The following is a 22,597-nucleotide window of genomic DNA, read 5'->3' on the forward strand; positions in this document are numbered from 1 at the left end:
GCGGAAATGCCCTTTCGTTTCTGTTTCGTGCAAAAACGTCTGCGGTTTTTCACACCTGATCGCCTTGGCTGACAACTGGGTGCGAGCAATTTCCGTTTTTGCTGAGTGAAATTTCCCAATTCGAATTTTGTAAATTCCGGATTTAAAGCGCGGTCGTTTTATTGGGCTGAAGGGGTACTAAAGTTCGATTCGCCCCATACAGGGGTTAATCACTACGTAATTTTATAAATACTCAGGAAGAAACATGAAGAAATCCAATATCGCCAAGCTCGCAGCTCTCGCCTTCGCCGGTGTGTTGTCGCAAGGTGCTTTCGCAGCTGACGGCACGATCAATTTCAACGGCCAGATCGTTGACGCGCCTTGCTCGATCTCGCCCGCCAGCCAGAACATGACCGTGCCGCTCGGCAATGTCGCGCGCGACTACTTCACCGCCCTGGGCAAGAAAGCGACCCCGGCCAAGTTCAACATCGAACTGCTGAACTGCGGCGCCACCGCCAAGGGCGCCACCGTGACCTTCACCGGCACGCCGGACGCCAACGTGACCGACGACCTGCGCATCGGCGTGGGTGAAGTGGCTGGCGCTGCCGCCACCGGCGTTGCGATCGAGCTGGGTGACTCCGCCGGCACCAAGATCGGCCTCGGTTCGGAATCGGGCGAGTACACCCTCGTTGTCGGCGACAACCCGCTCAAGTTCCAGGCTGTGTACGTGCAGACCCTGCCCGCGGTGACGGTCGGTACGGCCAACGCTGTTTCGCAGTTCACGGTCAACTACAAGTAAGTAGACCGGTCCGCGGTATCCGCGGCTGGCAGGGGCGCTTGGCGCTTCGAGCTGCCGCGTGATGTTCACCAAGGTTCGGCGCTGTGCCCGAGGCTGCGCGCCTCCGGTCGGTGTCGGACTTTCCCAAAGTTTTCTGTTTTCCCGATGACGCATCGATATCGAGGCGCCGTCGTGCCTGGGCCTGTGTGCCCCGCGCGCTCGATGCGCGCCGAGGAATATTGTGATGCACAAAAAGAACTGCTTTCGGTGGGCCATCGGCGCGTTGCTGATGCTCAGCCTCCAGTGGCCAGCCAGCGCTGGCGTGATGCTCGGCGGCACCCGTGTGATCCTCGGCGAGAAGGATCGCGAAGCCTCCATCTCGGTGAAGAACACCGGCACATCGCCCTACGTGGTCCAGACCTGGATCGACGCCGGCGAAGGCAACACCAAGACCCCGCTGCTCGTGACGCCGCCGTTGTCGCGCCTCGACCCGGGCATGGAAAACATCCTGCGGATCATGCGCGTGGGCGGCGGGCTGCCGGCCGACCGCGAGTCGGTCTTTCGGCTCAACGTCAAGGAGATCCCCGAGAAGGCCGACACCAAAGAGAACACGCTGCAGATCGCGGTGCGCACCCGCATCAAGCTGTTCTACCGGCCCGCGAACCTGCCCGGCAAGCCGTGGGACGCCCGCACGCATCTCAAGTGGGCTGTGAGCGCGGGCGAGGGTGGCCAGGGCGCTGTGCTCAGGATCGGCAATGACTCGGCCTATCACGTGACATTCACCGGTCTGACGATCAACGGCGGCAAGCAGGAGATCAATGCCGACATGGTGCCGCCGTTCGGCGAAATGTCGTATCCGCTCGATGCCGTCAAGACGCCGCAGGCGATCGAGGTTTCGTTCACCACGCTCAACGACTACGGTGGCGAATCGCCGCGCGAGATGGTCCGGGTGCCTGTCGGCACCGAGCCTGTGGCCGTCAAGGCCGAGCCGGTCGCGCCGCCCGCGGACGCCGCCAAGCCGTGAGAGGCCGGACCGTGCACCACCACCAATTCGCCTTGTCCCGCGCGCCGTTCCGGCTGACGCTGTGCGCCGCGCTGCTGGCGGCGCTGGGCGCGCCGGGCCATGCACAGCAGAAATTCGCCGCCTCGACCTTCAACCAGGAGTTTCTCGGCATCGGCGGCGACCAGCCCACCGCGGACCTGTCGCTGTTCGCCTTCGGCAACCGCGTGACGGCCGGCACCTACCTGGTCGACGTGACGCTGAACGAACGCGGCGTCGGGCAAAGCGAAGTCCGCTTCGTCGAGCAGGAAGGCAAGAACGACGCCGTGCCCTGCCTGACGCGCGGCCTGCTCGAGGCCTGGGGCGTCAACGTGCCGGTGTTCCCCGCGCTCGCCACCGCCTCGGACGAGGCCTGCATCGACCTGGGCAGCGTCATTCCCGACTCGGCGGTGAGCTACGACGGCGGCAAGCAGCGGCTGTATGTCAGCATCCCGCAAGCCGCGCTGAAGCGCTCGGCACGCGGTGCCGTGGGGCCGGAGAAGTGGGACAAGGGCATCACCGCCGGCATGCTCGACTACCAGCTCAGCTACGGCCACAACACCGGCAGCAACTACAACAACAACCTGTCGATCCAGCAGCAGTTGCAGGTGCAGCAGAACATCCTCGATGGGAATGCGGCGCTCAACAACAACCTGACTGGCAACCAGATCCAGCGCGAAACCTTCTTCGCTGGCCTGCGCGCCGGCTTCAATGCCGGCGACTGGCGCTTTCGCAACTACTCGACCTACAACAGCAACGTCGCCGGCCAGGGCCGCTGGCAGTCCATCAACTCCTACGTCCAGCGCGACCTGGCGTCCATCAAGGGCCAGCTGCTGGTCGGTGAAGGCGCCACGCCCGGCAACTTCTTCGACAGCGTGCAGTTTCGTGGCGCGCAGATTGCGTCCGACGACGCGATGCTGCCCGACAGCATGCAAGGCTATGCTCCGACGATTCGCGGCGTGGCGCAGACCAATGCGCGGGTCACCGTGCGGCAGAACGGCTACGTCGTATACAGCACCTTCGTGGCCCCCGGGGCCTTCGTGCTCGACGACCTCTATCCCACCGCGTCGAGCGGCGACCTCGAGGTGACCATCACCGAGGCCGACGGCCGGCAGACCCGGTACATCCAGGCCTTTTCCGCCGTGCCGACGCTGCTGCGCGAAGGCACCTGGCGCTATGCGGCCACCGCGGGCAAGTACCGCAATGGCTACAGCGACCTCGACACCTCGTACGGCGGCTCGCGTCCGGCGCTGTCGCAGCCTTACTTCGCCCAGGGCACGCTGGCGCGCGGCATGGGCAACGAGTTCTCGCTCTATGGCGGCCTGACGGCCGCGAACATGTACCAGGCGGTGCTGGCCGGCGTCGGCAAGAACCTGCGCGACTTCGGCGCCGTGTCGGTCGACCTGACGAGCGCGCGCACCACCGATCGCAACGACGACAGCTCCACCGGGGAGTCGCTGCGCTTTCTCTATGCCAAGTCGTTCATCTCGTCGGGCACCAACTTCCGGGTCGCGGGCTACCGCTATTCGACCAGCGGCTACCGCACCTTCCAGGAAGCCGTGCAGGTGCAGGACCTGTCGTCCGCGGCCCCGTTCAACAACCGCCGCAACGAACTGCGCCTGGACCTGTCGCAGCAGATCGCCGACAAGGGCAGCGTGTTCGTTTCGGCCCGGCAGCAAAGCTACTGGGGCACCAGCGCCACCGATCGCCTGGTGCAGGTCGGCTACTCGGGCAACTACAAGCAGTTCGGCTACAGCGTGTTCTACAACTACAGCACCAACCTGAACGCGCCGTCGAACCGGCAGATCACGGTGATGCTGACCATCCCGCTGGGCAACTCGCGCGCCAACGCGCAGTACTCGGTGACCCACGACAACAACGGCCGCGTCAACCAGCAGGTCGGCCTCTATGGCTCCGCCTTCGACGACAGCCGCCTGACCTACAACGTGATGGCCGGCGACTCGAACCAGCAAGGTGCCAACGGCAGCGCGAGCGCCAGCTACCTGTCGCCGGTGGGCCGCTTCGACCTCGGCCAATCGCAGGGCCGTGGCTACGGCCAGACCACCTTCGGCATGTCGGGGGGGCTGCTGGTGCATGGCGGCGGTGCCACGCTGTCGCAGCCGCTCGGCGAAACCATGGCGCTGGTGCGGGTGCCAAAGGCGCAGGGCGTCGGCCTCGAGTCGCAGGCGGGCGTGATGACCGACGGGCAGGGCCAGGCCGTCATTGCCAACCTGAGCCCCTACCGCATCAACCGCGTCGCCCTTCGCACCGGCGACCTGGGCGACACGGTGGAGGTGAAGAACGCCGCCATGGACGTGGTGCCGACGCGCGGCGCGGTCGTGCTGGCGAAGTTCGAGACCTCGGTGGGCTTGCGCCTGTTGATGACGCTGACCGGCCCGAACGGCAAGGTGCTGCCCCTGGGCTCGAAGATCGAGAACGAGGCGGGCCAGGAGGTCGGCATCGTCGGCCCGGACGGCCAGGCCTTCGTCACCGGCGCGGCCAGCTCAGGCCAGCTGAAGGTGATCTGGGGCCATGGCGACAGCGACCAGTGCACCGTGCCCTACAGCCTGCCCGACGAAGAGCAGCCGCCGCCGATCCGCCAGCTGGACGGTCAGTGCGCCGCGCCTGCCGCACCGGACGCACCGGGCGCACTCGCCACGCCTGTCGCTTCGGGCGAAGCCAAACCTAAGGAATGAAATGAGCAACCACCGATTCGCAACGATGAAGAACCTGTCGCGCGGCCGCGTGCGCCTGGCCCTGCTGGCCCTGTGCCTGCTGGGTGGCGCGCAGGGCGCGATGGCGGTCTGCAAGCGATACACCGGCACCCCCGCCGGTACCCCCCCCTTCTTTGCCGAGCGCAGCATCGACATGGCCATGGGCACCGTCGTCATTTCACCGAACACAGCGGTGGGCGAACTAATCAAGTCTCAGCCGTTTTCGATCAGCGGCGGGACTGAACACATGTTCGACTGCATGACCGGCAACGCCAACGGCGTCGGCGGGATGGTGCACGGCGTTATGTTGCAAGGGACGCTGGTGCCCGGCTACACCGACCGCTATACGACGGCGGTGCCGGGCGTCGGCATTAGGCTGACGCGCTTGATCGCGGGCCCGGACACGGGCTCGGGCCCCACCAGCACCAAGGCGACCTATCCACACGATATCTCGGTGCCCTACGGCTACGGTGAGCTGTATGCCGGCTCTTCATTCTTGGTGGAACTGTTCAAGACGGCGCCCGTCACCGGCAACGGCCCGCTCGCGGCGGGTACCTACACCCGCTACTACGGCGATGGCGATCCCGGCAATTCGGCAATCACTACCTATCTCAGTGGCAACGGCATCACGATCATCACGCCTTCGTGCACCGTGGACACGGGCTCTCGCAGCTTTTCGGTGCAGCTCGGCAACGTGGCGCTCAGCCGCTTCGGGGGCATGGGGACCACCGCCGGCGACAAGCCGTTCAAGATCCAGCTGAACTGTCAACCGGGCCAGAACGCGCAGAACCTCGTCTATCTGCAGATGGACGCGACGCAGGATCCGACAACCAGCGCGCCGGGCGTGCTGAAGATCACGGGCGGCACGGACATCGCCAGCGGCGTCGGGATCCAGGTACTGGACAAGGATGCCGCGCCTGTTCCGTTCGGCGACGATGTGTTGGTGGGACCGTCGAAGGATGGCGCTTATGTGCTGCCTTATACCGCGCGCTATTACCAGACGGGCAGCACCGTGACGCCGGGTCGCGCCGACGGCACGGCAACTTTCACCCTCAATTACAAATAGCGTTCGGGGAAAACCTGTAGACAGGGCAGAGAGGTGCAATGCCTTCGGATCAATACGCAGCGGTGCTTGGAAAATTCTGAAAATAAAATCTGGACGTGAAACCGCACTACGGCGCTGGTACATTCACTCTGCAGTCACTTGACGACTGTTTTTTTAAACTCAAAATTGAAAGTATTGAAAATGCAAAAGATTGAACGAAGCGAACTGGCCAAGTCGATGATCGCAGGCGGCTGCTGCAAGACGGACAAGCCTGTTGTGACCCCGACCGACGTGACGTCGACCAGCGTCGTGGTCCCCAAGGCCTAAATCGCTTGAAAACGGACCGCGAAGTCCGTTTTTATTTGAGCTTAAAGAGTTGTCAATGCGAGTATTCAAGGCGCCGCTGCTGAATTGGGTGAGGATCGCCCAATACCATCTGAGCGGTGCATGGATGGCTCGCATCCCCCGTGTGCTCTTGGGGCCGCTGGCAGCGATGGGCTGGCGGATCGGAAGTCTTTTCAATCTCCGGGTCCGGGCCAAAGGTGTCGCGCGGGCTGAAATCGGCCGCGAGGTGCTGGGCGTGTCGCCAGCGCAAGCGCGGCGAGCGCGTTCGGTCGATCGACTGGAAAGCCTGATCGACCAGCGAATCTATTTTGGCCGGCGCGCCCGCGGCAGCGAGGCCTGGCCCGACCTGCAGGCGGTGGCCGCCCGGCTTGCCCATGAGATTTCCAGGTTGAAGGCCGCGTGGCCGGGGCGTCCGGTCATTGTTTCGCCGTTCCACTATGTGTCCCAGTACGCGAACATCTACGTCATCGATGAGTTGAGAGCGCTGCTGGGCATCGAGTCCATGGCCGTGGTGTCCGGCGTGCCGCGGAACATCTATGGCGACGACGATGCGCAAATACCCGGCGTGAAGGTGCTGTACACCTTCGGCGACGGCGATGTCGAACGCAATCGCCTGGGCTTGCGCGTGGCCCGGGCGCTGAAGCGCCACGGTGTCGCCGTGCTGTTTTCCGATGTGCCGCCATTTGCGTTCCAACGCTTCCCGATGCAGACGGTCAATGTGTCGATGTTCGGGCGCCATGCACGCGTTCACAACGGCGTCTTTCGCCTGGGTGCGCCGCTGGACGCCATGCTGCTCCCGTTCTATCTGCGCTTCGAGAACGGGCGATTCGATGCCGAACTGCTCAGCCCGCTGCCACTCGCCGCCGCCGATGCACCGCAGCAGCTGGCGCAGCACATCGAGACCGCGCTGATCGGCAATTATTCGAGCTGGCTTCCCGCCGGGCATCCGTCCATGTATGCCTTCGCTTCCGTCAAATGACAAGGGAGTGACCGGATTCGGTCGTGGTCCGGGCCTTTGAATTTAGCGTGAATAGGCGTGGCCATTCCTTATTAGTAATTTGAAACGCCGACTGCATCGGCGTCATTGTTTTCATGGAACCGACCCATCTTCCGAACTTCAAGGATGTTTCCTGGCGCTGGATCGCCTATGCCACATCGACGGTTGTCATTGCCGCCACGGCTTTCGCATTCGTGCACGAGATCGAACTCAAGCAGGACGTGCAGGGCGAAGTCATCTCTCCTTCCGACGTCAAGATCCAGGGCCTGAGCGGGCTGGTTTCGAAGATCCATGTCCAGGAATCGGAGCGGGTCGAGCCCGGCACGCCGCTGTTCACGCTCGACCGGAACCTGTCGCTCTCCAGCGATGGCCGCCAGCGCCCGGTGTTCGACGAGCAGATGCGCAGCGACCAGATCCGGACCATGGAGCGCCAGTACGGCCAGCGAAAGAGCGGATTGCAATCCCAACTGGAGGCCGCGCGGCTGATGCAGAAAGCCCGGCAGGCCGAACTGGCGGCGCTCGGCGAACAGAGCGCGCAAAACGGCCATCTGGTGAATGAATCGGAGCAAAAGCTCTCGCGGCTGGAGTCCATTTCCGACTACTTGCCGGCCGACCGGATCGAGCAGGCGCGGGCCGAAACGCGCCAGGGCAGGGTGGCCGTGGCGCAGAGTGCGGCGCGGCGCCAGCAGTTGCTCGGGGAACTGGCCACGGTCCGGAGTTCGCAAACCGAGCTCGAGACGCAGATCGAGGCGCTTGCTTCGCAGCACGCCCGCGAACGCCAGGACTTCGACGTGCGCTTCGAACAGCAACGGCAGACCCTCACCATCTCCGCGCCCAAGGCGGGTGTCGTGAGCTTCTCGAACCTGGTGCAGGGGCATTCGCTGGAGCCGGGCGATGTGGCCCTGGTCATCGGCACGGGCGAAGCCGGGCCGTTGCGCGCCGCCTTGCGCATTCCGTCGCGGCGGCGCGGCTTCGTACACCTTGGGCAGACCGTGCGGCTGAAGTTCGATGCCTTCCCCTACGAGCGCTTCGGCAGCCACGAGGCGCGCATCGACTCGATTTCGGGCACCACGGTCCAGTCCCCGATGTCCTCGCCGGCCGCCTCCGACCCGAAGGACAAGGAGAAGCCGCCGGAGGGCGGCGACGACTACATGGCATGGGCCACGCTGAGCGGCGATGTCTTCCACTTCGAGCGGCAGACATTCAAGATCCTGCCCGGCATGCGCGCGACCGCGAGCATCGCCGTCGAGCGCCGGACGATCGCCGAGTGGATCCTGGCGCCGTTGTTCCGGATGGTGCGGGGATGACGATGCGTGTGCTCTATCAGAACGAAGTCGCCGAATGCGGCTATGCGTGCCTGGCCATGGTGCTGTCGTCCCTGGGCCGGTCGACGCAGGTGCGCGAGTTGTCGCTCCACCGCCCGATCTCGGCCAACGGCCTGTCGCTCATGGACCTGTACGACGTGGCGGTCGAATTCGGCCTGTCGGTGCAGGCCTATCGCTTCGATCCGGCCGACCTGTCGGGCATCGCGCGGGGATCGATCATTCACTTCGGCGGGGCGCATTTCATCGTCTTCGAGAAGGTGCGCGGCGGCTATGTCCACATCATCGATCCGGCGTCGGGCCGCCGACGCGTGGCGATGGACACCTTCAGGAGCAATGTGTCGGGCTACCTGCTCGAATGCGCGCCGACGCCGGGCATGCCGCGCATCCGGGCCCGCTCGGGCGTGCCGGCGGCGCTGGCCCGCGTGCGCGCGAGCAATCCGCAGCTCGGCGGGCAGATCGCGAAGCTCATGTTCGTCGCGATCGGCAGCCAGTTCGCGATTCTGGCCATGCCCTACCTGGGCAACCTGGTGCTCGACCAGGTCGTGGCCACGGACAACCTGAACCTGTTGAATGTCCTGGCGCTGACCTTCGGCAGCATCTTCGTCATCGGCGCCTTGAGCCAATACGTGCAGAGTTACCTGGTCGAGCTGCTGCATGGCCTGACCCGGGCCCACATGACGGAAGGGCTGCTGGCCCACCTGCTGCGCAGCCCCATGCCGTGGTTCGAGAAGCGCAACGTGGGCGACCTGTTCGCCCGGGTCAAGGCGCAGGACGAGATCAGCGCGTTCGCCACGCGCACGCGGATCGCGCTGTACATCGACCTGTCGGTGGCCGGCCTGGCGCTGGCGCTGATGGGGGTGCAAAGCGGGCTGCTCACGCTGGTGGCCCTGCTGATCTTCATGTTCTACGTGGCGGTCTCGTTCGCCTTGTTCACGCGCATGCGCGACACGCACGCGCTGGTGATGGAGCACTCGGCGCGTTGCGACGACGCGCTGATCGAAACCATCCGCGCTGCGTCGCTGATCAAGCTGTCCCAGGGCGAGACCCGGCGTTGCGCGATCTTCATGGCGAAGTACCGGGCGTTCATCGCCGCCTCGCTGCAAGGCAGCCGGCTGGGCAGCCTGCGCGACGCGATCCTCAAGCTGATCGACTATGCCGACATGATCGTCATCACCTGGCTCGCGGCCCAGTTGATGCTCAGCGGCACCGTCTCGGTCGGCGTCTTCTATTCGTTCCTGATCTACAAGACCCTGATGTCCGAGCGGCTGGCCCGCTCGATCAATTCGGCGTTCGGGTACTTCATGCTGAGCGTGCCGGTCAGCCGGGTCGACGACATCGCCAAGGGCGAGGGAGAGCGCTATACGCCGCTCGGTGACGTCCTCAAGACCGTCGAGGTGCGGGACTTCCAGCGCATCGAGATGCACGAGGTGACCTTCCGCTATGGCGTCTCCGACCAGCCGGTCTTCAAGGGGGCGAGCATCGACATCCGCCGGGGCGAGAAGATCGCCATCACGGGGCCGTCCGGCAGCGGCAAATCGACGCTGTTCAAGTTGCTGGCGGCGGCCGAGCCGCTGCAGGAGGGCCGCATCGCCCTGAACGGCATCCTCTGGCCCAATCTCACGGTCGACGAGATTCGCCGCCATGCGGTTCACATGCGGCAGGGCGACATCATCCTGCACGGCTCGATTGCCGACAACGTCTCCCTGTTCGAGGCCAACGCGGACGAAGCGCGCATTCATGCGCTGCTCGACGAGGTGGGCCTGCTGGAGGACATCATGCGGCTGCCGATGCGCACGCGCACCATGGTCAGCGACACCATGGCCAACATCTCGGCCGGCCAGCGGCAGCGCCTGCTGCTGGCCCGTGCGCTCTATCAGAAGCGGGAGCTGTTGCTGCTCGACGAGCCTACTTCCAACCTGGACCCGGTGTCGGTGCGGCGCATCGCGGCGCTGCTCGCGCGCCTGGACCGCACGGTGGTCGTCATCACGCACGACATGTTCCTGGCATCGGCCTTCGAGACCCGCTACCGGTTGATCGACGGTCGGCTGGTGCGCGAGGCATCGACCGATGAACCCACGGCCGGTGTGCTTCTCCGTGCATAGCCGTCGCCTGCTGGTGGGGATCCTGCTCGGCCTTGTCGCGCACGCGGGTCGCGCGCAGACGGCGGACCTGATGACGGTGGTCGCGCAGGCGGTGGAACACGATGCCGAACTTAGCCAGGCCCGTGCCGGCTACGAGGCGGCCCAGCAGGCGCTTCCCAAGGCGCGCGCGGCCTTGCTGCCGAGGATCGACGGCGGCTGGGGACGTGCCTTCAACCGGATCGCCAGCGAGAACTCGCTCACCACCAGCTACTGGCAGAACGGCTGGACCGTCAACCTGACGCAGCCCCTGTTCGACTGGAGCCGGTGGGCGAGCTACCAGCAGGCCGACTTCGTCGCGGCGCGCGGTGCGGTCGAACTTGCCGGCGCCCGGCAGGCGTTGATCGTGCGCGCCGCGCGCGCCTACTTCGATGTGCTGGCCGCCGAGGACGAGCGCGCACGGGCCACCGACTACGCGGCCGCGATCGCCACCCACCTCGAGGAGCTTCGCCTCCGGAAGACCGCGGGCGAGGCCACGCTGATCGATTTGCGCGAGGCCGACACGCTCAGCGAGCAGGCGCTGTTGCAGAAGATGGATGCGCGCAATGACCTGGCGCTCAAGTACCGCGCGATCGAGCAACTGACCGGCCGGCGGTTCTCCTCGCTTTCGCGCCTGTCGGACGCGGCGGTGCGGCCGCGCGTCGTGCCTGAGGATGCCGAAGGCTGGGCGACGCAGGCGCGGGCGCAGGGCTATCCGGTACAGCTGGGGCAGATCGAATGGGAGATCGCCAAACTCGACGTCAGCAAGGTGCGTGGAGAGCGCTATCCCGTCGTCAACCTGACGGCCGGCTATACGCCTGCCGGCGCGGCTTCCGGCTATGCCAGGCCGACCACGACGGCGACGGCGATGGTGAGCGTCACCGTGCCGCTCTTCACGGGCGGCGCGGCGCCGGCACGGCTCAAGGAATCGCTCGCGCTGGAGGACCAGGCGGAAGGCAAATGGCGGTCGGCGTCCCGGCAGGCGGAAGCCGAGGCGCGCGAGAACTTCTCGCGCTTCCAGTGGGGCGTGCAGCGGATCGACCTGTTGACGGGCCTGGTGAAAACCTCGGCCGAGTCCTTGTCCGCCATCCAGATCGGCTACAAGGTGGGCAGCCGCACGAGCGTGGACGTGCTCCGGGCCTTCGATTCGCTCTACGCAAGCCGGCGCGACCTGCTGCGCGCCAGGTACGAAACCCTGGTCGCGCTGCTGCGGCTCAAGGCGGCGACAGGGGCGCTGGACACCGGGGAAGTGGCGCAAATCAATGCGCAATTGAAGGTCGGGGCGCCTTCGTGAAACAAGAAAGCGGCCCGCGGGCCGCTTTTTTTGTTTGCAGGCGAGGCTTCTCGCCTGGCTCGATTACTCGACCTTCGCCTTCGCCCGCAGGTCTTCCTGGTACTTCTGCAGCCGTTGCTGCTGCAGCTGCTGCGTGACCTGCGGCTTGACTTCCTCGAGCTTCGGCAGTTGCGCCTGGCGGACGTCGTCGACCCGGATGATGTGGTAGCCGAACTGCGACTTGACCGGCACGGCCGTGGTCTCGCCCTTCTTGAGCTTGATCATCGCTTCCGAGAATTCGGGCACGAAGCTGGCCGGCGCCGCCCAGTCGAGGTCGCCGCCGTTGGCGCCCGATCCCGGGTCCTTGCTCTGCTTCTTGGCAATGTCCTCGAACTTGGCGCCCTTCTTGAGGTCGGCCAGGATCTTGTTGGCCTGGTCCTCGGTCTCGACCAGGATGTGGCGCGCCTTGTATTCCTTGCCGGAATTGGCCGCGACGAACTTGTCGTACTCGGCTTGCACCTCGGCGTCGGTGACCGGGTTCGTCTTGCGGTAGTTCTCGAACAGCTGGCGGATCAGGATCGCCTGGCGCGCCAGCTCGAGCTGGGCCTTGTAGTCGTCGCTGGCGTCGAGGCCCTGCTTCTGGGCTTCCTGCATGAAGATCTCGCGCGCGATCACTTCCTCGCGCAGCTGGCCCTGCATCTCGGGCGTCACCGGCCGGCCGGCCGCGGCCAGTTGCTGGGCCAGCACGTCCATGCGTGCCTTCGGCACGGCCTTGCCATTCACGATGGCGGCGTTCTGCGCGAGGGCGGCGAACGGAATGGCGCCGACCAGGGTGGCGAACGCGACGGCCTTCAGGATGTTTTTCTTCATAAGGGAGAGGAGTTGTCGCCGCACGACCGTGCGGGTGATGGAATCGACGCCCTAAAGCGTCTCTATGGCAAGCGCGTGGAGGCCCTGTGCGATGAAAAGTTGCAGCGCATCATACACAAGCCGATGGCGCGCCACACGCGGCTTGCCGGCGAACAGCGGCGAGGCGATGCGGACCCGGAAATGCGTGCCGTAGCCCTCGGCGCCGGCGCCCGCATGGCCGGCGTGGGCCGCGCTTTCGTCGATCACCTCGAGTTCGGTCGGCTGGAGCACCTCGCGCAGCCGCGTTTCGAGGTCCTGGGCGGTCGGAAGGCTCATGCTGCGGGCTTGTCCGATTTGAGATGGGGCGAGATGTAGAGGCCCTGCGCGATCAGGAACACGATCGGGAAGACGTAGCCCCAGAGCTTGAAATCGACCCAGGCCTCGGTCGTGAAATAGGCCGCGACGTAGCCGTTGAGGACGGCCATGAAGAGGCAGTAGGCGATCCAGGCGACATTGAGCTTGCCCCAGACCTGCACCGGCAGCTCCAGCTGGGCGCCCAGCAGCATCTTCAGGAAGTTCTTCTTGTAGCCCCACAGCGCGACCGCGAGCGCGATGGCCATGGCGCCGTACAGCACGGTCGGCTTCCACTTGATGAAGCGGTCGTCGTGCAGCGCCAGTGTCAGCGAGCCGAACAGCAGGATCAGCACCAGCGTGGCTTTCTGGATCGGCTGCAGCCGGCGTTCCATGAACCAGATGATCGCCATCTGCAGCACCGTGGCGGCCATCAGCACGCCGGTCGCCACGTAGATGTCGTAGAGCTTGAAGGCGCCGAAGAACAGCAGGATCGGGAAAAAATCGAGGACGAATTTCATGGCGCGCGCTCAGTCGGTCTCTTTCTTCTGGAACTCCAGCGAGGCCGAGTTCATGCAGTAGCGCAGCCCGGTGTCGGTCGGCCCGTCGGGAAACACATGGCCCAGGTGCGCGCCGCAGCTGGCGCAGACGTTCTCGGTGCGCACCATGCCATGCGAGCGGTCGACGATGTTGCGGATCGCGCCGGGCACGGCCTCCTGCGAGAAGCTGGGCCAGCCGCAGCCGGCGTCGAACTTGGTGGCCGAGTCGAAGAGCTTGGCGCCGCAGCAGATGCAGTGGTAGCTGCCGTCTTCCCAGTGGGCTTCGTACTTGCCGGTGAAGGGGCGCTCGGTGGCGGCGTGCCGGGTGATTTCGAAAGCGCCGCGCTCGGCGCCTTTCTCGGCCAGCAGGGCTTTCCATTCGGCGTCGGTTTTCTGGACGGGTGAAGTCATGATGAGCAGCTGATTTCGATCGTGGAGGCCCAGTCGGGCGGGAAGCCGGCGGCGTCGTCGTGGCCGGGATGTTCTTCAAATGGGGTTTCGAGCAGGCTCAGCAAGGTGGCGACGCCGGAGAAGTCCTTTTGCCCGGCGGCTTCGATCGCCTGCTGGCCCAGGTGGTTCCGCAGGACGAACTTGGGATTGTTACGGAACATCCGCTCGGCGACCGTTTCGGCCGGCATGCCGCCACGGCGCCCGGCGTAGGTCTCGAGCCAGGCGTCGATCCCGGGGCGGTCGACGAACAGGTCGCGCACCGGCTCGGCATTGCCGCTTGCCACGCAGTGCGACAACCGCCGCCAGAAGATCGTGTAGTCGACCTTCTCCTGCGCCAGCAGCTTGAGCACGCCCTCGATCAGGGCGCGGTCGCCAAGCTCGGCCTCGCCGAGGCCGAGCTTGGCCCGCATGCGAGCCTCGAACGCGCTCGGAAACACGGTCTTGTACGACGCCAGCGCGGCGACCGCGATTTCCTGGTCGCCGATCAACGACAACAGGGCCTGGGCCAGGCAAAACAGGTTCCAGTAGGCGACGTTGGGCTGCTGGTTGAAGGCGTAGCGGCCGGCCGTGTCGCTGTGGTTGCAGATGTGGCGCGGGTCGAAGCCGTCCAGGAACTGGAACGGCCCGTAGTCGATCGTGAGCCCGAGGATGCTCATGTTGTCGGTGTTCATCACGCCATGGCAGAAGCCGACCGCCTGCCATTGGGCCAGCAGGGCCGCCGTGCGTTCGCTGACCGCCTCGAGCAGCGCGGCGTAGGCGTTGCCGCCGAAGCGCGAGCCAGCGCGGCAGTCCGGGTAGTAGCGGCCGATCACGTAGTCGGCCAGGGCGCGCAGTTCGGCGTCGCGCTGGTTGGCGGCGAAATGCTCGAAGTGGCCGAAGCGGACGAAGCTGGGCGCGACGCGGGTCACGACGGCGGCAGTTTCGAGCTCCTCGCGCCGCACCCGGGCATCGGAGCCGGTCACGCACAGGGCCCGCGTGGTCGGGATGCCCAGCCCGTGCATGGCCTCGCTGCAGAGGAACTCGCGGATGCTGGAGCGCAGCACGGCGCGGCCGTCGCCCATGCGGGAATAGGGGGTCTGGCCGGTGCCCTTGAACTGGACTTCGAGGCCGCCCTCGGTTTCCCCGAGCAGGATGGCGCGCCCGTCGCCGAGCTGCCCGGCCCAGACGCCGAACTGATGGCCGCTGTAGACGCTAGCCAGCGGGCGCGTTCCAGCGATGGGCGAGTTGCCGATGAAAGCGGCCAGGCCTTCGTCGGAATGCAGCCAGGAAGGATCCAGTCCGAGTTCGGCCGCCATGCGCGCGCTGCGGCCGACCCAGTAGGGATCGGGCAGGGGGCGGGGTTGGAGTTCGGTGAAGAAGGCGGGACCCAAGGCCGAAAAGCCGGGGGCCCAGCGCAGGCCCAGGTCGACCAGGTCCGCTTCGTCTGCAAGCATGCTCATGGGGGCGATTGTCCCGCAGCGGGCGGAGACCCCGGGCGGGAGGGGCCATCGCGCTGGCGATGCTGGCGTCTTTGACGCAGGCGCGAGGATTCAGAGGGCGGCCGGCACGGTCGGCATGGGCACTTCGCCGCTCTCTCACAGCCGCATCCGGTACTGCGCCGGCGGCAGCCCGAACCAGCGCTTGCAGGCGCGAAAGAAGTTGCTGCTGTCGACGAAGCCGAGCAGGTCGGCGACCTCCGTCAGCGTGTGGCGCCGGTCGGCCAGATACTGCTGGGCCAGCTCGCGGCGGGTGTGGTCGAGCAGTAACTGGTAGGAACTGGCCTCGGCCTGCAGCCGGCGCTGGAGCGTGCGCTCGGTGACGCCGAGGCCGGCCGCGACCTCCTGCCGGCGCGGCTCGCCGCCGGGCAGGCGGCGCGTGATCTCGGCGCAGACCCGGCGGCTGATCGTGCTGTCGGCCAGCTGGTTCAGCTGTTCGTCGAGCAGGCGCTCGTGCAATGCCGCCAGCGCCGGATGCTGCGAAGGGATCGCCGCGCGCATGTCGGCCTCGGCCAGCAGCAAGCGGTTGGCCGGGGCGCCGAAGCGGATCGTGCAACCGAAAGCGGTCCGATGGGCCGCGTCGTTCGGTGGTGCCGCGAAGACGAACTCGACCGCCAGCGGATGCAGCTCGCGTCGCGTCAGCCAGCCGCACAGCACCAGCATGGTCAGCATCCCGTACTCGACGCGCTGGCGCGGCACTGGCCGGCGGCTGCCGACATGGCCGAGCACCAGCCAATGGCCGCGAGGGTCGGCTTCGAGTTCGAAGGTGGCGGCATCCGAGACCACGGCCAGATAGCGCGCCAGGCGCTCCAGGCCCGCCTGCAGATGCGGGCTGCAGGTCATCGCGTGGCCCAGCATGTCGAGGTTGCCGTGGCGCGCCGCCAGTTCGCGCGAGAGACCCAGCGCGGCCTTGCCGGACCGGGCCACGGCCAGTTGCCACAGCTGGCTGATGTCGTCGGCCGGAAAGCGGGCATCTGGCCGGTCGAGCCCGGTGGCATCGAAGCCGCAGTCGCGCAGCAGCGCCGGCACGTCCAGCCCTTCGGCCGCGAACATGTCGAGCACGCCTCGGAGCCAGGCGCCCGAACTGGTGCGCAGCGGGGCCGGCGATGGGGCAGGGCGCACCGATTCAGGTGCTTGCGTCTCTGAAGTCACTGATTTGGCGTGCTTGCGATAGCGGGCATGGGAGGGGTCGTTCCTAGTATCGAGGCCGGCCCCGACGGAGGGCATTCCGAATAACCCGACAAGGAGACAAACATGACCCTGACAACCCGGAAATGGGGCGCGGGAATGGTGCTACTGTGCGCCATGATCGCCGCCTGCGGCGGATCGTCCGATCCCTCCTTTCCCGTTCTGCCGCCCGCGGCGGCCACTCCTGCGACCATGAACCCGACGCCCGTGACTGCCGTTCCCGAGACCCCGACGCCCGATGCACCCACGGTGCGTGCCACCGCCCAGGGCAAGGTCGAGGGCATCGACGACAGTGCCCGCACGGGCACCTGGTGGTGGAAGGGCCTGCCTTTCGCCCAGCCGCCGGTCGGCGCGCTGCGCTGGCGGGCCCCGGCCGAGCCCCAAGCCTGGACCGGCGTCCGCCCGGCCAAGCAGTTCGGCAACCCCTGCCTGCAGATCGGCCGCATCTACGGCCCCGGCGCCAACAACACCTACGACGCCACGATCGCCAGCACGCTGAACACGCCGGTCGGCAGCGAGGACTGCCTGACGCTCAACATCTGGCGTCCGGCGACCCTCGACGAGAAGCTGCCGGTGATGCTGTTCATCCACGGCGGCAGCAACATCTCGGGCTACACCGCCGACCCGGTCTACGACGGCGCGAACCTGGCGAAGAAGGCCAACGCAGTGATCGTCACGGCCAACTACCGCCTGGGTGTGCTGGGCTTCCTGAACCTGCCGCAGCTGCACGTCGGCGGCAGCGAGGGCGACGACTCCGGCAACTTCGCGCTGCTCGACAACCTGGCGGCGCTGCGCTACATCCAGAAGAACATCGCCGGCTTCGGCGGCGACGCCGCCAACGTCACGGTGATGGGACAGTCGGCCGGTGCGATCAACCTGCTGGCGCTGATGGCGTCGCCGATGGCCCAGGGCCTGTTCCACAAGGCGATGCCGCTGTCCGGCGGCATTTCGCTGGCGAGCAACCTGCCGCCCGGCAGCCTGCCGACGCTGAATCCGGCCTCGGCCTACCTGGCGCAGGGCAACGGCCTGCTGCTGAACCTGCTGGTGGCGGACGGCAAGGCGGCCGACCTGGCCGGTGCCGCGACCTACGCCGCCGGGCTGAGCAGCGCCGATGTTGCCGACTACCTGCGGGCCAAGGACGCCAAGGCCATCCTCAGCACCGTGCTGGCCAAGGGCCTGACCGGCTCGGGACCGATCCCGGACGGCACCGTGCTGCCGACCGACCCGATCGCAGCGATCGCGGCCGGCCGCTACCTGAAGGTGCCGACCGTGGTGGGCGTCACGCGCGACGAGGGCAAGCTCTTCACGCCCTTCCTGCCGCTGGTCGGCGGCCCCAAGCCCGGCATCAAGATCGACGATGCGACGCGCTTCGCGATGATGCAGAACTTCGACCCCGACGTGGCCACCACCCTGAGCTCAGCCGACATCATCGACCCGGTCTACCTGCCGGTGACGACGCCGGTCACCGGCTACGACGCCATGACCGCGCGGATCACCAACGCCTTCATGGTGCCGAGCCGCGACAACCTGCTGAACACGATGAAGACGCAGCAGTCGGATCTGTGGCACTACCAGTTCGACTGGGCGCAGCTGCCGGCCCCATGGAACGAGGTCTACGGCGCCGCGCATGCCTTCGACCTGGGCTTCGTATTCGGCAATTTCGGCCCGTCGCTGTTCTCGAATGCGACCAACAGCGCGGCCAATCGGCCGGGCAGGGAAGCGCTGTCGGACGCGATGATGGGCAGCATCGCCGCCTTCATGCACACCGGGGATCCGAACACCGCCGCCCTGGGCACGGCCTGGGCGCCGTGGCCCTCCCGGCTCCTGCTCGACGCCACGCCCAGCGCGGCCAGCATCTCGACCCAGTAGGCGGCCGCCCGCAGCCGGTCTCCTGGGCGACCGACTGCGGGTTTGCGGCATTGCCCGCGACCCCGAACATGGGGGAATCTCGGGGGCGTCGGGCCGCCGGTGGTTACATTGGCTTTCCCCCCTGAATTACCAAGAATGTTTATGCAAGGAGCTGATCGATGCTGGGTTTGATGCAGGACCAACCGTTGCTGATCTCGTCGCTGATCGAGTTCGCCGAACGCCACCACGGCGACGCCGAAATCGTCTCGCGGCGGGTCGAAGGCGACATCCACCGCACGACGTGGCGCGAGATCGCCTCGCGGTCGCGCCAGGTCGCCAATGCGCTCGACGACGAGCAACTGCTCTTCAGCGACCGCGTCGCCACGCTGGCCTGGAACGGCTATCGGCACCTGGAGCTCTACTACGGCGTGAGCGGCTCGGGCCGCGTGCTGCACACCCTCAACCCGCGGCTGCATCCCGACCAGATCGCCTGGATCGCGAACCACGCCGAGGACCAGATCCTCTGCTTCGACCTCTCGTTCCTGCCGCTGGTGCAGGCGGTCCATGCCAAATGCACCACGATCCGGAAATGGATTGCACTGTGTGATGCCGACAAGCTGCCGCCCGACAGCGGCGTCCCCAACCTCGTGAGCTACGAGGCCTGGATGGGCCAGCGCTCGAAGGTCTACCCATGGCCGTCCTTCGACGAGAACTCGGCCTCGAGCATGTGCTACACGAGCGGCACCACGGGCAATCCCAAGGCGGCCCTGTACAGCCACCGATCGACCTTGCTGCATGCCTATGCCGCGGCGCTGCCCGACGTCATGTGCATCTCGGCGCGCGATTCGGTGCTGCCGGTGGTGCCGATGTTCCACGTCAACGCCTGGGGCATCCCTTACTCGGCCGCGCTGGTCGGTGCCAAGCTGGTGTTTCCCGGCCCGGCGCTGGACGGCAAGTCGGTCTACGAACTGATCGAGGCCGAGAAGGTGAGCTTCGCCGCCGGCGTGCCGACCGTCTGGCAGATGCTGCTGGGGCACCTGCAGGCCAACGGCCTCAAGTTCTCGACCCTGAAGCGCACCGTGATCGGCGGCTCGGCCTGCCCGCCGACCATGATCCACGCCTTCCAGGAGCTCTACGGCGTCGACGTGCTGCATGCCTGGGGCATGACCGAGATGTCGCCGCTGGGCACACTGTGCACGCTCAAGAACAAGCACCTTGCCCAGACGCCCGAGCAGCAGACCGCGATCCGCATGAAGCAGGGGCGCGCGATCTTCGGCGTCGACATGAAGATCGTCGATGGCAACGGCGAGGAGCTGCCCTGGGACGGCAAGGCCTACGGCGACCTGCTGGTCAAGGGGCCGTGGGTGGTCAAGGCGTACTTCAAGGGCGAGGGCGGCGACCCGCTGGTGCCCGATGCCGAGGGCCGGGGCTGGTTCCCGACCGGCGACGTCGCGACCATCGACGCCGACGGCTTCCTGCAGATCACCGACCGCAGCAAGGACGTGATCAAGTCGGGCGGCGAATGGATCAGCTCGATCGACATCGAGAACATCGCGGTCGCCCATCCGGCGATCGCGATGGCCGCCTGCATCGGCGTGGCGCATCCCAAGTGGGACGAGCGGCCGATCGTGGTGGTGGTGAAGAAGCCCGGCGCCGAGGTCTCGCGCGACGAACTGATCGCCTTCTATCAAGGCAAGACTGCCAAGTGGCAGATTCCCGACGACGTGGTGTTCGTGGAGGCGATTCCGATCGGCGCCACCGGCAAGATCCTGAAAACCCGTCTGCGCGAAGTGCTGCGCGACTACAGGCTGCCGGGCCTTTGAGGGAAGCTACCGACGGGTAGGATTTCCGTCGGACGCGTGTCGCATGGGTGATAGTTTGAGAGCCTGCGCGCGCCTCGTTACGGGCATTCCCTGAGGGGTGCTACTGCAAAGACTTGTACGCTCATCCCGTGTTTGAACGACCACCGATCCAGGAGACGACTTCCATGAAATTTGCACTCAAGTTCCTCGCTGCGAGCGTGATGCTGGCCGCTGCCGCGGGGGCCTTTGCCCAGAAGGGCGAAACCGTCAAGATCGCCATGATCGAAGGCCTTTCGGGGCCTTTCGCCAACGTCGGTCAGAACCAGCTCAAGAGCTGGCAGTTCGTGGCCGAGCACCTCACGCCCGAGGAGAATCCGGCCGGGGTCAAGTTCGAGATCACCGGCATGGACAGCAAGAGTTCTCCGCAGGAGGCGCTGAATCTGCTGAAGTCCGCCAGCGACCAGGGTTACCGCTACATCACGCAGGGCAACGGCTCGAACGTCGCGGTGCCGCTGTCCGACGCGGTCGGCAAGGCCAACGAACGCAATCCCGGCAAGGAAATCATCTATCTGAACTACGCGGCGGTCGACCCGGTCCTGACCAACGACAAGTGCAACTACTGGCACTTTCGCCTCGATGCCGACACCTCGATGAAGATGGAGGCGCTGACCACCTTCATGAAGGACCAGCCGAACGTCAAGAAGGTCTACCTGATCAACCAGAACTACTCGCACGGCCAGCAGGTCGCCAAGTACTTCAAGGAGGGGCTGGCGCGCAAGCGGCCGGACGTCCAGATCGTGGGCGATGACCTGCACCCCCTCGGGCAGGTCAAGGACTTCGCACCCTACGTGGCCAAGATCAAGCAGTCGGGCGCCGACACGATCGTCACCGGCAACTGGGGCCAGGACATGACCCTGCTGATCAAGGCGCTGAACGATGCCGGCCTGAAGGTGCCGGTGTATGCCTACTATGCCGGCGTCTCGGGCACCCCGACGGCGCTGGCTTCGGGTGGGGAACTCGAGGTCTACCAGATCGCCTACAACCACTCCAACTATCCGGGTCGCCTGGGCACCTTGACGAACGAGTTCCAGCAGAAGTTCAACGACGACCTGTACACCTTCTCGGTCTACAACGCGCTGGTGATGCTGAGCAACGCGATGGCCAAGGCGAAATCCACCGACCCGATCAAGGTGGCGGCGGCACTGGAAGGCCTGAAGTTCAAGGGCTTCAACGGCGAGAGCGAAATGCGCAAGACCGACCACCAGTTGCAGCAGGGCCTCTGGATCTCCAAGTGGCAGAAAGTCGATGCAAAGAACAAGTACAGCGTGGAAAAGACCGGCTACACCTTCGCACCGGTGAAGTACCTCGAGCCCTACATCGCCAGCACCCCGACGTCCTGCCAGATGAAGCGCCCGGGCGCCGCATCCTCCTAGGACGAATTTCCGAAACCACGCGCCGGGAGGTGATTGCGATCTCTCCCGGCGTCGTTTTTTTCCGGCGTCCGGCGAGGCGCTCGACCACCACCCCAGACCTCATGGAATTCTTCACCATCTCCCTGCTGAACGGGCTCAGCTACGGGCTGCTGCTGTTCATGCTGAGCTCGGGCCTCACGCTGATCTTCAGCATGATGGGCGTGCTCAATTTTGCGCACACCAGCTTCTACATGCTGGGCGCCTATTTCGCCTACTCGATCTCGAGCGTCATCGGCTTCTGGCCGGCCCTGGTCATCGCGCCTCTGCTCGTCTTCGCGCTGGGCGCCGGGTTCGAGCGCTACAGCCTGCGGCGCGTCCACAAGTTCGGTCATGTGCCGGAACTGCTCGTGACCTTCGGTCTTTCCTACCTGATCCTCGAAGTGGTGCAGTTGGTCTGGGGCCGATCGGTCGTCCCCTATGCCCTGCCGCCTGCGCTCGAAGGGCCGCTGTTCACCATCTACGGCACCCAGTTTCCCAAGTCCAGGTCCTTCATCATGCTGATCGCCTTGCTGATGCTCGTGTCGGTGTGGCTGCTGCTGACGCGCACGCGCATCGGGCTGGTCATTCAGGCCGCGCTCAAGCACCCGGAAATGGTCGAAGCGCTCGGTCACAACGTGCCGCGCGTCTTCATGCTGGTGTTCGGCGGGGGCGCCGCGCTGGCCGCCCTGGCCGGCGTGATCGGCGGCAACACCTACGTGACGGAACCGGGCATGGCGGCTTCTGTCGGCTCGATCATCTTCGTGGTCGTGGTGGTCGGCGGCATGGGTTCCCTGGCCGGCGCGTTCCTGGCATCCCTGCTCATTGGCGTGGTGCAGACCTTCGCGGTCGCGTTGGACCAGTCGTTCGCAGGCGGACTTCAGTCGCTGGGCATGAGCGTCACCAGCCAGACCTTCGGCTACGAGTTCCTCAGTCTCAAGATTTCGCAGGTTGCGCCCATCCTGCCGTACCTGTTCCTGGTGCTGATCCTGATTTTCCGGCCCAAGGGCCTGCTCGGCACCCGGGAGGATTGAC

The 22,597-nt window shown here is 65.9% G+C and carries 19 protein-coding genes and 1 pseudogene; 14 read left to right on the forward strand and 6 right to left on the reverse strand.

Translation table 11 applies throughout. The annotated features are described in order from the left end of the window. Positions 1–244 precede the first annotated feature (244 nt). From AC1DYD_RS04840 to AC1DYD_RS04885, 10 genes and pseudogenes are all read left to right on the forward strand, one after another. Complete coding sequence (locus AC1DYD_RS04840; protein WP_478171605.1) at positions 245–778, forward strand: fimbrial protein; 534 nt, start codon at positions 245–247, stop codon at positions 776–778. Between the two features lie 223 nt (positions 779–1,001). Then, positions 1,002–1,781: a fimbrial biogenesis chaperone gene (locus tag AC1DYD_RS04845; protein WP_478171606.1), complete on the forward strand. Its 780-nt coding sequence runs from the start codon at positions 1,002–1,004 to the stop codon at positions 1,779–1,781. 11 nt (positions 1,782–1,792) lie between these two features. Then, on the forward strand, positions 1,793–4,492 hold the full coding sequence (locus AC1DYD_RS04850; protein WP_478171607.1) for a fimbria/pilus outer membrane usher protein: 2,700 nt from the start codon (positions 1,793–1,795) through the stop codon (positions 4,490–4,492). A 178-nt stretch (positions 4,493–4,670) separates the two neighbouring features. Next, positions 4,671–5,120 (forward strand): annotated as a pseudogene (locus tag AC1DYD_RS04855) (fimbrial protein); the annotation flags it as partial. 24 nt (positions 5,121–5,144) lie between these two features. After that, on the forward strand, positions 5,145–5,576 hold the full coding sequence (locus AC1DYD_RS04860; protein WP_478171741.1) for a fimbrial protein: 432 nt from the start codon (positions 5,145–5,147) through the stop codon (positions 5,574–5,576). Between the two features lie 180 nt (positions 5,577–5,756). Continuing rightward, the gene (locus AC1DYD_RS04865) at positions 5,757–5,882 is read left to right on the forward strand and encodes a hypothetical protein (protein ID WP_478171608.1); all 126 of its coding nucleotides are present in this window, start codon (positions 5,757–5,759) and stop codon (positions 5,880–5,882) included. Between the two features lie 55 nt (positions 5,883–5,937). Then, positions 5,938–6,879: a lysophospholipid acyltransferase family protein gene (locus tag AC1DYD_RS04870; protein WP_478171609.1), complete on the forward strand. Its 942-nt coding sequence runs from the start codon at positions 5,938–5,940 to the stop codon at positions 6,877–6,879. Positions 6,880–6,992: 113 nt separating this feature from the next. Beyond that, on the forward strand, positions 6,993–8,204 hold the full coding sequence (locus AC1DYD_RS04875) for an HlyD family efflux transporter periplasmic adaptor subunit (RefSeq protein WP_478171610.1): 1,212 nt from the start codon (positions 6,993–6,995) through the stop codon (positions 8,202–8,204). 2 nt (positions 8,205–8,206) lie between these two features. Further along, positions 8,207–10,324, forward strand: coding sequence for a peptidase domain-containing ABC transporter (locus AC1DYD_RS04880; RefSeq protein ID WP_478171742.1), 2,118 nt, complete (start codon positions 8,207–8,209; stop codon positions 10,322–10,324). Further along, positions 10,317–11,633, forward strand: coding sequence for a TolC family outer membrane protein (locus tag AC1DYD_RS04885; RefSeq protein WP_478171611.1), 1,317 nt, complete (start codon positions 10,317–10,319; stop codon positions 11,631–11,633). Before AC1DYD_RS04880 ends, AC1DYD_RS04885 begins: the two co-directional genes overlap by 8 nt. Before the next feature lie 63 nt (positions 11,634–11,696). On the opposite strand, the gene AC1DYD_RS04890 is transcribed toward AC1DYD_RS04885, so the two are convergent. From AC1DYD_RS04890 to AC1DYD_RS04915, 6 genes are all read right to left on the reverse strand, one after another. After that, positions 11,697–12,482 carry a foldase protein PrsA gene (locus AC1DYD_RS04890; protein WP_478171612.1) on the reverse strand — a complete coding sequence of 262 codons (786 nt, stop codon included), beginning with the start codon at positions 12,480–12,482 and terminating at the stop codon, positions 11,697–11,699. A gap of 51 nt (positions 12,483–12,533) precedes the next feature. Next, positions 12,534–12,797 carry a BolA family protein gene (locus AC1DYD_RS04895; RefSeq protein ID WP_478171613.1) on the reverse strand — a complete coding sequence of 88 codons (264 nt, stop codon included), beginning with the start codon at positions 12,795–12,797 and terminating at the stop codon, positions 12,534–12,536. Beyond that, entirely contained in the window at positions 12,794–13,333 is a 540-nt protein-coding gene (locus tag AC1DYD_RS04900) for a septation protein A (protein WP_478171614.1), read from the reverse strand. The genes AC1DYD_RS04895 and AC1DYD_RS04900 overlap by 4 nt, the downstream gene beginning before the upstream one ends. A 9-nt stretch (positions 13,334–13,342) precedes the next feature. Then, a complete protein-coding gene (gene msrB, locus AC1DYD_RS04905) occupies positions 13,343–13,762 on the reverse strand; it encodes a peptide-methionine (R)-S-oxide reductase MsrB (RefSeq protein WP_478171615.1) in 420 nt (139 codons plus the stop codon). Then, positions 13,759–15,240 (reverse strand): protein adenylyltransferase SelO, encoded by a 1,482-nt coding sequence (locus AC1DYD_RS04910; protein ID WP_478171616.1) that lies wholly within the window; start codon positions 15,238–15,240, stop codon positions 13,759–13,761. Before AC1DYD_RS04910 ends, msrB begins: the two co-directional genes overlap by 4 nt. Before the next feature lie 135 nt (positions 15,241–15,375). Further along, positions 15,376–16,329: an AraC family transcriptional regulator gene (locus AC1DYD_RS04915; RefSeq protein ID WP_478171743.1), complete on the reverse strand. Its 954-nt coding sequence runs from the start codon at positions 16,327–16,329 to the stop codon at positions 15,376–15,378. 201 nt (positions 16,330–16,530) lie between these two features. Here AC1DYD_RS04915 and AC1DYD_RS04920 point away from each other — a divergent pair, with 201 nt between their 5' ends. From AC1DYD_RS04920 to AC1DYD_RS04935, 4 genes are all read left to right on the forward strand, one after another. Continuing rightward, the gene (locus tag AC1DYD_RS04920) at positions 16,531–18,333 is read left to right on the forward strand and encodes a carboxylesterase/lipase family protein (RefSeq protein WP_478171617.1); all 1,803 of its coding nucleotides are present in this window, start codon (positions 16,531–16,533) and stop codon (positions 18,331–18,333) included. 158 nt (positions 18,334–18,491) lie between these two features. After that, positions 18,492–20,135: a 3-(methylthio)propionyl-CoA ligase gene (locus AC1DYD_RS04925; RefSeq protein WP_478171618.1), complete on the forward strand. Its 1,644-nt coding sequence runs from the start codon at positions 18,492–18,494 to the stop codon at positions 20,133–20,135. A 164-nt stretch (positions 20,136–20,299) separates the two neighbouring features. Further along, positions 20,300–21,547 carry a branched-chain amino acid ABC transporter substrate-binding protein gene (locus AC1DYD_RS04930; protein WP_478171619.1) on the forward strand — a complete coding sequence of 416 codons (1,248 nt, stop codon included), beginning with the start codon at positions 20,300–20,302 and terminating at the stop codon, positions 21,545–21,547. Positions 21,548–21,648: 101 nt separating this feature from the next. Continuing rightward, entirely contained in the window at positions 21,649–22,596 is a 948-nt protein-coding gene (locus tag AC1DYD_RS04935; protein WP_478171620.1) for a branched-chain amino acid ABC transporter permease, read from the forward strand. Position 22,597 lies beyond the last annotated feature (1 nt).

Source organism: Variovorax sp. P4_B11, from assembly GCF_056402355.1.